This is a genomic window from Pleomorphomonas carboxyditropha (genome assembly GCF_002770725.1).
GTDB classification, from domain to species: domain Bacteria; phylum Pseudomonadota; class Alphaproteobacteria; order Rhizobiales; family Pleomorphomonadaceae; genus Pleomorphomonas; species Pleomorphomonas carboxyditropha.
The window spans coordinates 1-16,208 of record NZ_NQVN01000020.1; the positions used below are offsets into that span (position 1 = coordinate 1).

Here is a 16,208-nt window from a genome sequence, read left to right on the forward strand (position 1 = left end):
CCGGGGCGAGCCGATCGACGTCTACGGCGAAGGCCACATGCGGCGCGACTTCACCTATGTCGACGACCTCATCGAGGCGATCGTCCGGCTGGTGCCCGTCGCCCCGGGCGAGGACAACCGCGTCACCACCGAGGGCGTCACCGACACGCTGTCGCGCCAGGCGCCGTTCCGTGTCGTCAACATCGGCGGCGGCCAGCCGGTGGGGCTGCTCGACTTCATCGCGGCGATCGAGGCGGCGCTCGGCAAGCCGGCGGTCCGCAACCTGCTGCCGATGCAGAAGGGCGACGTGCCGCAGACCTATGCCGCCCCCGCCCTCCTCGAGGCCCTCACCGGCTACGTGCCCCAAACCGACGTGCCGACAGGCGTTAAAAACTTCGTCGAATGGTACAGGACCTGGAAGGACTGAAGGACGACGGGCAAGCGACCCGAAACGTGTCGCTTGCCCGTGAGTCGAGCCACCAATTCAGCCGGTCTCCAGCCTACTCGGCCATGTCTCAGGCGCGCTGGTAGATATCCACTCAAGCCTGCAATCAATTTGGCAGGAATGATGTAAATGTTTTCTGCTTGGATGATTATATCATGAAGGTTGCCATTGTACATTACTGGTTAGTCGGCATGCGGGGCGGCGAGCGTGTACTTGAAGTACTCGGCGATCTATATCCACAGGCGGTGATCATTACCCATGTTGTCGATCGAGAAAATCTGTCAGAAAGGATTTTGCGACATGAAATCCGGGAGACTTTTATATCCCGTCTCCCCGGAGCTAAAAAACATTATCAGAAGTATCTTCCGTTAATGCCTTTGGCACTTGAAATGATGGATATGCAGGAGTTCGACTTAGTGATTTCTAGCGAATCTGGACCTGCTAAAGGAATTATCCCGCGTCCGGATGCCCTGCATGTTTGCTACTGTCATTCGCCAATGCGCTACATCTGGGATCACTTCCATGTCTATCGCAATCGGGCGGGACTATTGACGCGCCTAATAATGCCGCTAATAGCACATTTACTACGCATTTGGGATGTGAGTAGTGCCGCTCGAGTTGATGCCTTTATCGCTAATTCTAATTTCGTTGCACAACGTATCAAGACCTATTATCGACGTGAAGCCCAAGTGATCGCTCCTCCCGTTGCCGTGCAAGAGTTTCTACCTATTCCGGTAGTAGAGGTAGGCGATCACTATTTGCTAGCAGGTGAACTGGTTAGCTATAAGCGTCCGGATTTAGCGATTTTAGCATTTACTCGTTCAGGACGTGAACTGCGGGTAATTGGAGATGGCGACCAACGCAAAGAGTTAGAAGCCATGGCCGGACCTAATGTGAAATTTTTAGGCAAACTGTCTTTTGAGCATCTCAGAGCTGAGTTTGCTCATGCTAAAGCACTAATTTTCCCCGGGGAGGAGGATTTTGGCATCATACCCGTTGAGGTCATGGCTGCTGGTCGGCCAGTAATTGCTTACGGCCGTGGCGGGATTCTCGATAGCGTGCTGCCGCAAGTCACAGGTCTCTTCTTTCACGAGCAAACTCCTGAGGCGTTGGAAGCAGCGGTAAAAGAGCTCGAAATTGATCTTCTACCTCGACTTAATGGAGTAAAACTCCGTGTCCATGCCGAGGGTTTCTCTCCGCAAATATTTGCAGAGAGGATGAAAGCTGCAGTTGAGGCTGCATGGAAGAATAGCGGCAAGTTTCGAGTAGTACAGCCCACCCTTGACGGACAAGAGGGCTAAGTTATGAGTAAAATTGCATTCGTGACAACCGAATACATACCTTATCCTGGTGGGGTGGCTACCTATGTTTTTAATGCCGCAAAAGCATTGCGTATACTTGGCCATGATGCGCAGGTTTACGTATTTGGGAGTCAAGGACCGGGAGAAGATCACAACTCCGAAGTGCCGTGCCATCAGTTAAGTCTACGAAAATATTCACCTAAAATGCTTCCGATTATGGCGCTAGAATTATTCAGGCTTATGGTACGCGAACAAATAGATCTATGGATCGCAGCTGATGTCCGTTGTGCCACTGTCATGGGACTGTTGCCTTCACATGCAAAAAAGGCGGCGATCCTTCACGGAACGGATGTAGTGGGTCGGCTCTTAGAAGGGCTAGATCGATTGTGGATCTATCGACCTTTGCGTCATTTCGATCTGCTAATCGCAAATTCGGAATTCACCAAGCGTCTTGCGATAGATAACCATCCCTATTTAGTAGGGCGGAATATTAGAACCTCACTGCTGGGCGTCAAAGAACAAAGGCTTCCTTGCAGATCCCGCCCACTAGGAGGAATGGTTTCAATCATTTCGGTTGGCCGGAAGGAGCCTCGCAAGGGATTGGAGTATGCAATCGCCGCAATGGATCTTCTCCCGGATAATTTACGAACGCGTGTAACCTATAGGATTATTGGTCGAACTGTGGATAAGGACTACTCCGATCTACTTGAACGTATGGCCGCCACTTCGAAGGCACGAGTTGAGATTATGGGTGCAGTTTCTGAGGCGGACTTATCCGCACTCTATGACACGGCTGATATTTTTCTTCACCCGTCAGTTCCAACGCCCCGTGCAATTGAAGGTTTTGGCCTCGTACTGCTAGAGGCGTCTGCGGCGGGGCTGACGGTGATTAGCACTTTAACGGATGCCATACCCGAGGTAGTCGCACATGGAAAGACCGGGCTTCTTGTCCCTCCGGCGGACCCTGAGGCTATTGCGGCTGCGTTGACCAATCTTCTTAACGACTCCAATTTAATGCGAAACATGGCTGCGGCTGGTGTCGAGCATGCATCCTGTTTTACGTGGGAAAACCACGTGCGTCCTCTCTTGGAGCTTCTATAGTGCGTGTTCTACATGTCATTCCGGACGGAACCTTGGGTGGAGGTAACGTAAATGTGGCTCGGCTAGCTAGCGTGCTGCCAGATAGTATCGAAAACCATTTCTTGATCCCCTCTGATAGTACTGAGGCGGTAAGAACGTTGTTTCCTTCAGAATTTATCCACGTAGGCGCCTATAATAGCCGAGGTAACCCATTAGCTATCGCTCGTGCAATAAGAGTTGAAGGAGCGGATCGGTTCCAACTAATCCACGCTCACGGTACGAGAGCGGCAACCGGCACGATGCTGGCAAGATATCTGGGAGTGAAAGCCTCGATCCTTTACACGGTAAGAGGGTACCACGGACTCTATAATCCTGGGTGCTTTGGGTTGAGGATTTATCTCGAGAGTTTACTCAGCCAGTACTTCGATATGGTTATCTTTGTTTCCGAGGCCGATCGAGCGATCGGTGAGGTGCGCCGGCTAAAATATCGTCAGACACGATTAATTCCCAACGGCATAAATCTAGGTGAAATCACTTCGAATTTGAGAGACATAGATGTGATTTTTGTTGGACGGCTGGTCTATCAGAAGAATCCAGAAGCTTTTATTGAGTCCGTTGCCATACTGGGTCCCATGAGTACGGTTCATCTGGTTGGCGATGGCGAGCTAGAGGAGCAGGTCGAGGCGCTGATTGAGGCAAAAGCATTGAGAGTTACTCGGCATGGTCAGCTTTCCCACCATGATACCATTGCTTTGATGGCACGAGCCCGAGTTTTGGTAATGACCTCACGTTGGGAGGGATTACCGACCACAGCGATAGAGGCGCCTTTGGCGGGGGCAGCTGTCGTGGGATTTGATATTCCTTCACTACGGGAAGTTTTGGGCGAGACGGCGAATGAGAGTCTAGTGCCGGGACGAGATACTGCAGCATTGGGTGAAAAAATTGCAAAACTGCTAAAAGGCCAGTTTGCTGAAAGGTTGGGAGAACTACAGAAAAAACGTATGGCCCAGGAATATAATCCCCGCCTGATGGCGGATCGATATGAAGATGCTTATATCACTTTAGCGGGCCAAGTATAGAATGAGCCTTTTACGTCATTCCAGCTATGCGGCGATAGGGTCTCTGATTTTCGGGCTGTCGCAATGGGTAATCACATTGATCATTGGACGAATACTTGGAGTTGAGGCGCTTGGACAATATGCTTATGCTATGGCAATTGTAATACCAACCTTTACTTTTGCTATGCTTGGCCTTCGGCCAATGTACATTAGCGAGAAAAAGGTTAATTTTGGTTCCTATTTCTCAGCTCGACTTTGGCTTATGCTGCTAGCACTGATGGGCGTGGCTATTTACGCCTTTTTTTTGGCTGACAGAAAAGCTATTTTCATGACTATCGTCGCGGCAGGTCTGGTTAAGCTAGTGGACGGTTTATCTGATGTAGTTTACGGTGGACAACAGCGCAGATTTGAATTTGGTTGGATCTTGTCGTCGCAAGTTACGCGCTCAGGGTTAATACTAATTGCAACTTTGTTTACAGCTCTTTTCGCCCCGAGCCTTCCAGTGGTGGTTTGGATCCAGGCTGGGGCCTCTTTCCTCGGATTTTTGCTGATTGATCGCTGCACACCTTCGATGCGTCTGGCTGGAGAGCCAGCTGGAAGCAGTTTAATTTGTCTCCCTAGTCGGAATACGGCATCGTTGATCCTGCAATCTCTGCCGCTCGGAATGTCGGCTGCCCTGATTGCGTTGATTGCATCCATTCCACGTCTATTTGCCTCGAATGCAGAGAAGGAACTTGGGGTTTTCTCCGCTGTCATTTATATCATACAAATCGGGGGGCTTATTGTCTTGAGTGTCGGGCAGGCTTTAAACCCGAGATTGGCAGAAGCTTGGCGCGAAGACCGCGCCGCGAAGTTTCTTAAGTTGATGGGTCAAGGCCTTGCGGTGGCTCTGGTAGTTGGGCTCGTCGCATGTTTTCTATGTGCATTGGCAGGTCCGCAGTTGCTAATGTTGCTTTACGGCGATGAATTTATTGTGGAGCGCGGGGTACTAATGCTTTTAGTTATCGGAGGCGGGGTATCTTATGTCAGCTATATTTTAGGTTACGCACTCACAAGCACGCAAATATATAAGCCGCAAGTGCCGCTCTTTGCCCTAATAGTACTAGCGACGCTTTTCTTGTCTTGGCTTTGGATTGGTCTTGCGGGTAAAATTCTGGTTATCTCATTGGCTTGGGTCTATTTAGCGTCAAATATCCTAACACTACTCCTTTCGGCAGCAACGCTGCTGTTTTTACGCGGAAAATGGCTGCGTTTAGAAGCTTTGCGCTACACAACACCAAGAGATGACAAGTAAATGCAAACAAAAAGCCGCAACTCAAAATTTTTTATATATACACTCATAACAATGAGTGTATATCAAATTTATATATTGAATATTGGTGATTATACACTTTCTGTATATCTGATACTATCGTTATTTTCTTTGATGTTGGCTGTTTCGATGGTGGACGTAAGGAATGTTCCTGCTACCGGTGTTCTTATTCCCTTCATCGTCATTATTATTATGAATGTGGTGTATATATTTCTCTCTCCAGACGTGGCGGAGGGGGGGAGGTCTTTAGTTTTCTCGCTTCCATTTGGTGCTATTTTTTATATCTCATATGTTTACATGAGTAAAAATCCAAATTTAATTGAAAACTTATTTACTTTTTATGCCTTGATGAGCGTGGTGCAGTCCATACTTACAATTTTATTTATAATTTCTCCAGATTTGGAAATGAAGTTTCTCTATTCCCAGATGGCCGGTATTTTTGTCAATCCAAATACACTTGCCCACCTCGCACTGACCGGATCCGGCAACGTGCTAGATGTTTATAAGGCGGGTGGATTTTTTGACAACGGAAATTTAGCCGCTGTTTATAATGAGATATCTGCCAGCACTGCAATTTGTGCGATGGCTATGGCGAGGAATAGAGGAAAGAAATTGAGGTCAACGCTTTTATTTATTCTTTTTCTTGTCCACTACGTATCCATATTTGCTACCGGTTCAAAATCTGGAGCGGTCATGGCGGTTAGTATGCCGTTTATGTGGATGATCGTAAGGTTCTTTATTCGAAATCAAAGACGGTTAGATAAGTTAGCGCTCGCAAGTTTGGCTCTATTTCTATTTTGTTTTGTAGTATATTATTTCTCTTCAGAAATTCTTACGAATGAAATTATAGATAATGGAGAAAGAAATGCTGCTAGGCGAATCGTTATATGGGACGCAGCACTAAAACTTTTCTTACAAAACCCGATCTCTGGTCTTGGTTATGGTGGATGGTATGAGAATTTTAAGGACTACGGAGCCAGCTTCTCATATATGCAGGTTTATGGGGATATGCCCGCGCATAATATGTTGATAATTATCTGGGCAGAAACAGGTCTTATACCTGCACTCATGATTCTTCTGTTGATGAAAGCCGTATTTACATACTCGAAAAAATTCGCGCAGATAGGGCGCGTTGAACTATTTATGGCTTCTGTGATCAGTTCAGTTTTTATTTGTATTTTCCTTCACTCGATGATCGATAACTTTATATTTTATCGGGAGGCTCGCTTACAGTTACCAAGCGCACTTCTTATCGCCTGGATGGCTTCATGGCAGTCAAGGCACATTTTTCTTAAAGCCGAGAAAGGTAACTAGAGTCGTCTTTTTTATCGAGTTCATATCCTGCGCTTGCGAAGTAGTTGGCGCATTCTTCGGACTGAAGAGCGGAATGGTGGCTCAGACGGCGTCTCACAGCGCCGTGCTGACGGTTCGTTCCAACTTACCCACCCCGCAGGGACTGCCTTCAGCTTGGCGAAGGCCTCTCCCTACGGGACTGAAGTCCGGGCGCAGTAGGGCGGCAAGTGGTGCAACTCGGGGCGGCGCTAGCTGTTCAATGGCCAGGCGGACACCTTCGGCTTTGTGAGCGAGCAGATTGTCCATCACGACGAGGTCGTTGGACGATTGTGTCAGAACGAGTAGTACTCGCTCGACGTAGGCAGGGCGATTTATGGTGCCATCAAGAAACCAGTGAGTGCCCGGGACGAACCGAGCTGTACTATCCGATTGTTTAGATAAGCGAGGTTGGTTCTGTCCGATCAGCTGCAAAGCACGGTGCTATTACATATTTTAAAATCTACTATGATAGGATGAGCCTAGTAAATCTATAGAATCCGACAACGCGTATGTATCGCCATTCAGTTTTAATTTGGGCCGACGCTAATGATGGCGCCGGCCCAATCCATTTGCTAACCGAACTCTTCCCGAGATAGAAGAGTCAAATTTCACCAGATAAAATTTTCACATACCTGCCGCTTGGATCGAAAGTACTCTAACCGCCGCTCCGTTTAGTGGACCTAGTCTGCAGCGATCACTAGCTGGTCCTTGATTGCAAAGAGCGGCTAGGGATCTAATAGTTGCAGAAGTTAGCAAGCCATTGAGCGGCCCTTTGTACAGGCCCGCAGCTTTCATTTTGTCTTGGAGTGCGTAAACGAACGCATTTTCATTAGCTGAGCGCATTCCAGTTAATAGACCAAACTGCAGCGAAACTGGAGCTTCCCATAAAAGTTTTGATACTCTGTGATAGTTTGCCGGGGTAGTTGCTGCGGAAGCCTCGATCAGAATCCTCTCCTGCAATAAGCTATTGGGATCGTAAAAAGCAGAATAGCGCTCCAGTAAGCGGGCAGCTATCGCGGGTGATTTTCGGATTAAATCGCCGCGCCCGCTCCGATAAATTGCAACCAAGGTTTGGGCCGCTTGACGATTTCCAGATTCTGCGGCGTCTTTTAAAATCTTAACGCCCTTTTGGGGAGCTTTCTCAAGTCCTCCTCGGCCGTAAATGTAAACATTAGCGAGAGCTGGCGCCGCTCCTTCGATTCCAAGTGTTTCAGCTTTGCGGAGCGATACTAGGCCGAGCTTCGCGTTGGACGCCGAGCCAAACCTCCCACTAAGATGTCCATCCGCCAAGGCTAGCAGGCTTTGGCCATGACCAGCTTTGGAGTTTTGCTCAAGCAGTGTAATGGCTTGTTTGGGATTCTTCGCAATTCCCTGCCCGCCGTCACGATATATCAAAGCCAATCGATAGCGCGCCGTTGTGTTCCCCTGATCGGCAGCTTGTTGATAAAGCTGCAACGCGCGTTTCGGATCAGTTTCTACATATTCTCCATTGTAAAGAACATCGGCGAGCTTCAGGATCGCCCCCATGTCTCCATGGGCTACGCCACTCTCCAACAGCGCTATAGCTTTGCTGGTATCCCGCGGTTGACCGATTCCTTGAAACGCTGCATCTGCAAGATTGACTAATGATGCCTTTGATCCCGCATCGGCTGCCTTCTGAAAATAGTTGGCCGCCTTTACGCCGTCGGCGGGCACCACTGCGCCGTCGCGATAAAGCTCTCCGAGACGAATATAGGCCGTCGCATTGCCGGCGTCGGCTGACTTCTGGAGGAGATCGACCGCCTTTGGTCCATCGATCGGAACCGGACCGCCACGGGTATAAAGATCACCCAGTTGATAAAGCGCATTGGCGTTACCGGTATCGGCGATCTGCTGAACGAAGGAGAGACCCTTCTCTACATCGGCAGAAATTCCCTGACCTTTTGCCAGCAACAAACCAAGGCTGAGCTTGCCTGATGGATTACCCGCATCGGCTGCCTTCTGAAAATAGTTGGCCGCCTTTACGCCGTCGGCGGGCACCACTGCGCCGTCGCGATAAAGCTCTCCGAGACGAATATAGGCCGTCGCATTGCCGGCGTCGGCTGACTTCTGGAGGAGATCGACCGCCTTTGGTCCATCGATCGGAACCGGACCGCCACGGGTATAGAGATCACCCAGTTGATAAAGCGCATTGGCGTTACCGGTATCGGCGATCTGCTGAACGAGGGAGAGACCCTTCTCTACATCGGCAGGGACGCCCTGACTTTTTGCCAGCAACAAACCGAGGCTGAGCTTGCCTGATGGATTACCCGCATCGGCTGCCTTCTGAAAATAGTCGGCCGCCTTTACGCCGTCGGCGGTCACCACTGCGCCGTCGCGATAAAGCTCTCCGAGACGAATATAGGCCGTCGCATTGCCGGCATCAGCTGACTTCTGGAGGAGATCGACCGCCTTTGGTCCATCGATCGGAACCGGACCGCCACGGGTATAGAGATCACCCAGTTGATAAAGCGCATTGGCGTTACCGGTATCGGCGATCTGCTGAACGAGGGAGAGACCCTTCTCTACATCGGCAGGGACACCCTGACCCCTAATCAACATTAGGCCCAGATTGAGCTTGCCAGATGTTTGTCCCGCATCGGCCGCCTTCTGAAAATAGTCGGCCGCCTTTACGCTATCGCCGGGCACCACTGCGCCATCGCGATAGAGTTCTCCGAGACGATTGAGTGCCCAAGCATTGCCGGCATCAGCTGACTTCTGGAGGAGATCGACCGCCTTTGGTCCATCGATCGGAACCGGACCGCCACGGGTATAGAGATCACCCAGTTGATAAAGCGCACTGGCGTCACCGGTATCGGCGATCTGCTGAACGAGGGAGAGGCCCTTCTCTACATCGGCAGGGACACCCTGACCCCTAATCAACATTAGGCCCAGATTGAGCTTGCCAGATGTTTGTCCCACATCGGCCGCCTTCTGAAAATAGTCGGCCGCCTTTACGCTATCGCCGGGCACTATTGCGCCATCGCGATAAAGCTCTCCAAGACGATTGAGTGCCCAAGCATTGCCGGCGTCGGCCGACTTCTGGAGGAGATCGACCGCCTTTGGTCCATCGATCGGAACCGGACCGCCACGGGTATAGAGATCACCTAGTTGATAAAGCGCATTGGTGTCACCACTATTGGCCGCTTGCTCAAGCTGTTGTAACGCGGCCTTCGCGTCTGGCGACGCTGGAGAAGCCTTTATCGCATCAGTTAAGGATCTGACGTCAATCTTGGCCGGGGAGCTAGCGCTTTCCTGCGCCAATCCGCTCGTTGCGAAAACAAGAGACGATACAAGGAGAATTCCAAAGCTGCGCATGTCACCTCCAAATGCAAATTTTACAAGCACATTGCTCCAAAAGGTATATAGCTAGACATATTATTTCGAGGGTCTTGGGCCATACCTAAAAGTGAAATTTGATCCAAACTTTCGATACAAATATAGTCGACGCCCATTATCAAAGACTGCACTATAGATATACCCACTCGCCTGTCCAGTCATAAGCCGAGTAACTTTATGACCGTTATATTCATTGGGGCATTCTGTCTTAGATCCAATGAGAACAGCTTTTGATGGCTCGCTTTTAAAGGGTTCTAATATTGGCTGCCCATTTTTTGCATCCAGCAATATCTGGCACTGCCCGTTCCCAACTGGAGCGTAGGCAAACCCGCCCCCTATATCGGTCAGTGCAGCGGCAGATAGGGTGCCGGTGGCGCCGAGGGTAAAAAGAGCTGCGACGAGAATGGCCTTCATCATGTTACTCCGGGCGTTGCTGTGTCTTTGCAGGGCACCTGAGCGGCCTCTGCCGTCAGGCGCCGGCTGGAAAATAGCCCCGCGACAAAACGGAATTGCCCCGCTCGACCATTCGTTGGAAGGCCCTGGGGGCGTCGGCAAAATGCCGACATCCGGCGCGGACGATGTGAAGGCAGAACACTCTGCCCTTCATCCGGAGCGGCGCTTTCGAAACAACACTGCCACACCCTTTCCAACCTGCGTCCGATGTGTCGCTCGCCCCAGTATGCGTAAAAACCGTAACACATCAAACGCACCGATGCGACCCTGGAAGTCCGTCAACTTTGGCTGATCGACGGGCAGTCGCGCCTTTTGGCGGGAAAAGCGCCGCCTGCCGGGCTGTCGGCGTGGGAAAAAGGGGCGCGTATCGCTGGGCGTCCGCCGGGTTCGCGCCGGTCGGCCCGTTGACGATCGCCAGGGCTGCGGCGCGATCTGGCGTAAAAAACAGCAGCCAAAGCCCCACCGCCGCTCGAATCAAGGCGTCCTCCATCTTGACAGGAGCAAAACAGCTCAGTTAGCATTCATGCCTAACAAATGAGCGCCTAGGCGGGGCGTTCGAAATAGGGCTCTTCCAGAGCAGCGGGCAGCGTGGCCCCATGACCTTCCGGCGATCGTGCGATCGGGCCGGACTGTGTCGTGGGGCTTTTTGCGTTTGCCGCCGCATCGAGGGTTTGCGATGGCCGACACCGTCAAGGTCGGGGTTCTGTTCTCCTGCACCGGCCCCTATGCCGCCATCGGGCGCGACTGCCGCGACGGCGCGGCGCTCGCCTTCGAGGAGGCCGCCCGGGGGGACGGCGGCGCGGTGTCCTTCGTGCCGGTCCACGCCGATCCCGAGGGAGAGCCGCGCGCCTATCTGGAGCAGGCGCGCGCCATGCTGCGCGAGGCGGGCTGCCGCCACATCATCGGCACCATCACCTCGCTCGCCCGCAAGGAAGTCATCCCGCTGGTCGAAAAGCACGACGGCCTGCTCTGGTACATCTGCCCCTACGAGGGCTTCGAGGCCAACGAGAACGTCATCTACACCGGCCCCTGCCCCAACCAGCACCTGATGCCGCTGTTCGACCATCTGCTGCCGCGCCAGGGGCGGCGGGTCTATCTCATCGGCGCCAACTACGTCTGGGGCTGGGAGATGAACCGCATCGCCCGCGATCTGCTGCGCGACGCCGGCGGCGAGGTGGTGGGCGAGCGCTACCTGCCCATCGACGAGACCGACGTCGGCCGGCTGATCGCCGACATTCGCCACCACCGGCCCGACTTCATCCTCAACAACCTGATCGGCCCGTCGAGCCACGCCTTCCTGCGCGCCTACAGGGCGCTCGGCGACGCCGACCCCGCCTTCCGGCCGGAGGTGCGGCCGGTGGTGAGCTGCGATCTCACCGAGGCGGAGATCGGCGAGATCGGCCTCGGCCTCTCCACCGGCCACCTGGCGGCGGCGAGCTATTTCGGCACGCTGGCGACGCCGGAGAACGAGCGCTTCCGCGCCCGCGCCGCCGCCGCCTTCGGGCCGGACCACCGGCTCTCCGCCTTCGTCGAGGGCGCCTATGTCGCCGTCCACATGCTGATGGACGCCGTGCGGTCCGCCGGCTCCGACGAACCGGCCGCCGTGCGCGCGGCGGTTCACGCCCGCCTGTTCGAAACGCCGCACGGCCCGATGCGCATCGATCCGCGCACCAATCACGCCGCTCTGCCGTTCCATCTCGGCCGCATCCGCGACGACGGCAATTTCGACATCATCGCCAGCCGCCCCGCCATCGCCGCCGATCCCTACATGACGGCGCCGCGCGACGGCGGCCGCTCCAGCCTGAGGGTGGTGTCATGACGGCGATCCCCGATCTCGTCGGCCGCCGGGCCGTCATCCTCCACCGCCCCGACGACGGCACGCAGCGCCTCGTCCGCCAGCTCGGCCTGCTCGGCCTTAACGCCCACGTGCAATGGGCACCGCTCGACCTTCAGGCGACGCCGGCCGACATCGTGCTGGTCGATGCCGATCAGGGCTGGCCGGGGCTGCTGCCCTGGTCGGGCCGGCCGGCCTCCGTGCCGCTGGTGGCGCTGCTGCAATCGGAAGCGCCGGGCCGCGTTGCCTGGGCCATTGCCGAGGGCGCGCTCGCCATCCTGCCCAAGCCGGTGGCGCCCTCGGCGGTCTATCCGGCGCTGGTGCTCGCCGTCACCGCCCATGCCCGCGCCGTCGAGACGGCCGTGCGCATGGAGCGCCTCGAGGAGCGGCTTCGCATGCGGCCGCTGGTGCATGCCGCCGTCCGCGCCATCGAGAGGGCCGCGCGCTGCGACGAGGAGGCCGCCTACGCCGCGCTGCGCCGGGCGGCCATGAAGCGCCGCATCACCATCGAGCAGACCGCCGCCGAAATGCTGGCCGGCGTCATCCCGCTGTCGGAGGCCGGCTGATGCGCATCGTCCACGAGTTCCTGCGCCGGCCCACCGCCGTCTTCGGCCTTGCCGTGGTGCTGCTGGTGTTGATCGGCGCGCTGGCGGCGCCGCTGGTCGCGCCCTATGCGCCCGACGAGCAACTGTTCGACGGCCTCACCCTGGAAGGCGCGCCGATCGGCCCCAATGGCGCCTTCCTGCTCGGCACCGACACGCTCGGCCGCGATCTCCTGACCCGGCTGCTGTTCGGCGCCCGCACCTCGCTGATCATCGGCGTGGTCGCCAACGGCACCGCCGTCGCCATCGGCCTCGGCGTCGGCATGCTGGCCGGTTACCTGCGCGGCCCGGCCGGCAACGCGCTGATGCGCTTCACCGACCTGATGATGGCCTTCCCGGCGCTGCTGCTCGCCATCGTGCTGGCGGCGCTGTTCCACCCGAGCCTCTGGATCGTCGCCATGGTGATCGCCATGGTCAACTGGGTGCAGGTGGCGCGCATCGTCTACACCGAGACGCGCGGCCTGGTGGAGCGCGACTTCATCCTGGCCGAGCGCTCGCTTGGCGCCGGCCACGGCCGCATCGTCTTCCGCCACATCCTGCCGCACCTGATGCCGACGGCCATCGTCTGGGGCACGCTCGGCATCGCCACCACCGTGCTGCTCGAGGCGACGCTGTCCTTCCTCGGCGTCGGCGTGCAGCCGCCCGAGCCTTCCTGGGGCAACATCATCTTCGAAAGCCAGAGCTTTTTCACCTCGGCGCCCTGGCTGGTGGTCTTCCCCGGGATCGCCATCCTGCTGACGGCGCTGTCCTTCAACCTGGTCGGCGACGCGCTGCGCGACATCCTCGACCCCACCCAGCGCGGGAGGATGTGAGATGATCGAGCTGATCCTGCGCCGGCTCGGCGGCGCGCTGATGATCCTGTTCGGCGTCGCGGCCATCACCTTCGTGCTGCTCTATGCATTGCCGGCCGATCCGGCCGTGCAGCTCGCCGGCCGCTCCGCCACCGCCCAGACGGTCGCCAACATCCGTCACGAGCTCGGCCTCGACCAGCCGCTCATCGTCCAGTTCGTCCACTATCTCGGCAACCTCGTGCAGGGCGACCTCGGCCGCTCCTACACCCAGAAGACCGAGGTGATGACGCTGATCCTCGCCCGGCTGCCGGCGACGCTGATCCTGATGGTCTCCGGCATCCTGGTCGAGGTGGCGATCGGCCTGACGCTCGGCACCATCGCCGCGTTGAGCCGCGGCGGCGCCGTCGACCGGCTGGTGATGACGGCGTCCTTCGTCGGCGTGTCGGCGCCGCAGTTCGTCGTCGCCCTGCTGCTGCTCTACGTCTTCGCGGCGACGCTGCAATGGTTCCCGATGTCCGGCTTCGGCACCGTCAGCCACGTCGTGCTGCCGGCGCTGACCCTCGGCGTGCTCGGCGCCGGCTGGTACGCCCGCATGGTCCGCTCGGCGATGATCGACGTCCTCAATCAGGACTATATCCGCACCGCCCGCGCCAAGGGCGTCGCCGAGCGCACCGTCGTGCTGCGCCACGCCGTGCCCAACGCGCTGTTGCCGATCGTCGCCATGATCGGCATCGACATCGGCCAGTTCATGGGCGGCGTCGTGGTGGTCGAAGCGGTCTACGGCTGGCCGGGTATCGGCCAGCTCGCCTGGCAGGCCATCCAGCAGGTCGACATACCCATCATCATGGGCGTCACGCTGATCTCCTCGCTCGCCATCGTCGTCGGCAACCTTATCGCCGATCTCGTCGCTCCGCTGATCGATCCCAGAATCCGGGCGCGGTAGGCCCGGGAAAAAAGAATCCGGGCCCGCTGACGGCCCCGATGACGCCGGGCTTTCGGGCTCGGCCAACGACAACAACAACCGTTCGAACGAAAAGGGGAACCCGCATGACACATTGGCTGCAAAGAACCGCGCTGGCCGGCCTGATCACGCTGACGCCGCTCGCCGCACTCGCTGAGGAGACGCCGGCCAAGGGCGCCAACATCGTCGTCACCTACAAGGACGACATCGCCACCCTCGATCCGGCCATCGGCTACGACTGGCAGAACTGGTCGATGATCAAGAGCCTGTTCTCCCGCCTGATGGAATACACCCCCGGCACGGCCGATCTGGTGCCGTCGCTGGCCGAGAGCTTCGAGATCACGTCGGACGGCCTCGCCTACACCTTCAAGCTGCGCAAGGGCGTCAAGTTCTCCAACGGCCGCGAGGTGGTGGCCTCCGACGTCAAGTATTCCATCGAGCGCGCCGTCAACCCGAAGACGCAGGGCCCCGGCGCCGGCTTCTTCGGTGCCATCGTCGGCTTCGACGATCTTTCGGGCGGCAAGGCCGAGGGCCTTTCCGGCATCGAGACGCCCGACGACCATACCGTCGTCTTCAAGCTCGGCCGGCCCGACGCCACCTTCCTGCACGTGCTCGCCATCAACTTCGCCTCGATCGTGCCGAAGGAAGTCGTCGAGGCGGAAGGCCAGGACTTCGGCAAGAAGCCGGTCGGCTCCGGCGCCTTCGTTTTGAAGGACTGGGTGATCGGCCAGAAGCTGGTGTTCGAGAAGAACCCCAACTTCTACGTTGCCGACACGCCGAAGATCGACGGCTTCACCGTCGAGGTCGGCCAGGAGCCGCTGGTGGCGCTCCTGCGCCTGCAGCAGGGCGAGGTGGACATCGCCGGCGACGGCATCCCGCCATCGAAGTTCCTGGAGATCAAGAACGGCCCGGATGCCGCCGACATCATCGTCGACGGCGAGCAGCTCCAGACCGGCTACGTGGCGATCAACACCCGCGTCAAGCCGCTCGACGACGTCAAGGTGCGCCAGGCCCTCAACATGGCCGTCAACAAGGAGCGCATCACCCGCATCGTCAACGGCCGCGCCACGCCGGCCAACCAGCCGCTGCCGCCGCTGATGCCAGGCTACGACAAGGACTTCAAGGGCTACGCCTACGACATCGACAAGGCCAAGGCGCTGCTCGCCGAGGCCGGCTATCCCGACGGCTTCGAGACGGCGCTCTACGCCTCCTCGACCGATCCCAACCCGCGCATCGCCCAGGCGCTGCAGCAGGACTTCGCCGCCATCGGCGTCAAGGCGGAGATCAAGGCGCTGGCCAACGCCAACGTCATCGCCGCCGGCGGCACCGAGGGCGAGGCGCCGATGATCTGGTCGGGCGGCATGGCCTGGATCGCCGACTTCCCCGATCCCTCCAACTTCTACGGACCGATCCTCGGCTGCGCCGGCGCCGTCCAGGGCGGCTGGAACTGGGCCTGGTATTGCAACAAGGACCTCGACGCCCGCGCCATCGAGGCCGATTCGATGTCCGATCCGGCCAGGAAGGACGAGCGCGCCAAGCTCTGGGGTTCGGTGTTCACCGACCTGATGGCCGACGCGCCGTGGATCCCGGTGTTCAACGAGCGCCGCGTCGTCGCCAAGTCCAAGCGCATGGGCGGGCCGGGCAACATCTACATCGATCCGACCCGCGTCATCAACTACGACGCCGTCTACGTAAAGCAATAA

At 56.7% G+C, this 16,208-nt stretch carries 12 protein-coding genes; 11 read left to right on the forward strand and 1 reads right to left on the reverse strand.

Annotated elements, in window-relative coordinates; all coding sequences use genetic code 11:
- The 6 genes from CJ014_RS21305 to CJ014_RS21325 form a co-directional block, all read left to right on the forward strand.
- Positions 1 to 406 (forward strand): NAD-dependent epimerase/dehydratase family protein (locus CJ014_RS21305; RefSeq protein WP_118847938.1); only part of this gene is annotated, 406 nt, incomplete at its 5' end.
- Between the two features lie 173 nt (positions 407 to 579).
- Positions 580 to 1,725 carry a glycosyltransferase gene (locus CJ014_RS21310; RefSeq protein WP_100082521.1) on the forward strand — a complete coding sequence of 382 codons (1,146 nt, stop codon included), beginning with the start codon at positions 580 to 582 and terminating at the stop codon, positions 1,723 to 1,725.
- Between the two features lie 3 nt (positions 1,726 to 1,728).
- Positions 1,729 to 2,826, forward strand: coding sequence for a glycosyltransferase family 4 protein (locus CJ014_RS21315; protein WP_100082522.1), 1,098 nt, complete (start codon positions 1,729 to 1,731; stop codon positions 2,824 to 2,826).
- Positions 2,826 to 3,884, forward strand: a complete 1,059-nt coding sequence (locus CJ014_RS21320; RefSeq protein ID WP_165790930.1) for a glycosyltransferase family 4 protein — start codon at positions 2,826 to 2,828, stop codon at positions 3,882 to 3,884. Before CJ014_RS21315 ends, CJ014_RS21320 begins: the two co-directional genes overlap by 1 nt.
- Before the next feature lies 1 nt (position 3,885).
- Positions 3,886 to 5,157 carry an MATE family efflux transporter gene (locus CJ014_RS27615; RefSeq protein ID WP_133121902.1) on the forward strand — a complete coding sequence of 424 codons (1,272 nt, stop codon included), beginning with the start codon at positions 3,886 to 3,888 and terminating at the stop codon, positions 5,155 to 5,157.
- 132 nt (positions 5,158 to 5,289) lie between these two features.
- Complete coding sequence (locus tag CJ014_RS21325; RefSeq protein ID WP_165790931.1) at positions 5,290 to 6,489, forward strand: O-antigen ligase family protein; 1,200 nt, start codon at positions 5,290 to 5,292, stop codon at positions 6,487 to 6,489.
- 642 nt (positions 6,490 to 7,131) lie between these two features.
- Here the strand turns inward: CJ014_RS21325 and CJ014_RS21330 are convergent.
- Positions 7,132 to 9,843: a tetratricopeptide repeat protein gene (locus tag CJ014_RS21330; protein ID WP_100082525.1), complete on the reverse strand. Its 2,712-nt coding sequence runs from the start codon at positions 9,841 to 9,843 to the stop codon at positions 7,132 to 7,134.
- Positions 9,844 to 10,993: 1,150 nt separating this feature from the next.
- Between CJ014_RS21330 and CJ014_RS21335 the strand changes: the two genes are divergently transcribed.
- From CJ014_RS21335 to CJ014_RS21355, 5 genes are all read left to right on the forward strand, one after another.
- Complete coding sequence (locus tag CJ014_RS21335) at positions 10,994 to 12,136, forward strand: transporter substrate-binding domain-containing protein (RefSeq protein WP_100082526.1); 1,143 nt, start codon at positions 10,994 to 10,996, stop codon at positions 12,134 to 12,136.
- Positions 12,133 to 12,717: an ANTAR domain-containing response regulator gene (locus CJ014_RS21340; RefSeq protein WP_100082527.1), complete on the forward strand. Its 585-nt coding sequence runs from the start codon at positions 12,133 to 12,135 to the stop codon at positions 12,715 to 12,717. Before CJ014_RS21335 ends, CJ014_RS21340 begins: the two co-directional genes overlap by 4 nt.
- Positions 12,717 to 13,565 carry an ABC transporter permease gene (locus CJ014_RS21345; protein ID WP_100082528.1) on the forward strand — a complete coding sequence of 283 codons (849 nt, stop codon included), beginning with the start codon at positions 12,717 to 12,719 and terminating at the stop codon, positions 13,563 to 13,565. Before CJ014_RS21340 ends, CJ014_RS21345 begins: the two co-directional genes overlap by 1 nt.
- A gap of 1 nt (position 13,566) precedes the next feature.
- Positions 13,567 to 14,487: an ABC transporter permease gene (locus CJ014_RS21350; protein WP_100082529.1), complete on the forward strand. Its 921-nt coding sequence runs from the start codon at positions 13,567 to 13,569 to the stop codon at positions 14,485 to 14,487.
- Between the two features lie 104 nt (positions 14,488 to 14,591).
- Positions 14,592 to 16,208 (forward strand): ABC transporter substrate-binding protein, encoded by a 1,617-nt coding sequence (locus CJ014_RS21355; protein WP_100082530.1) that lies wholly within the window; start codon positions 14,592 to 14,594, stop codon positions 16,206 to 16,208.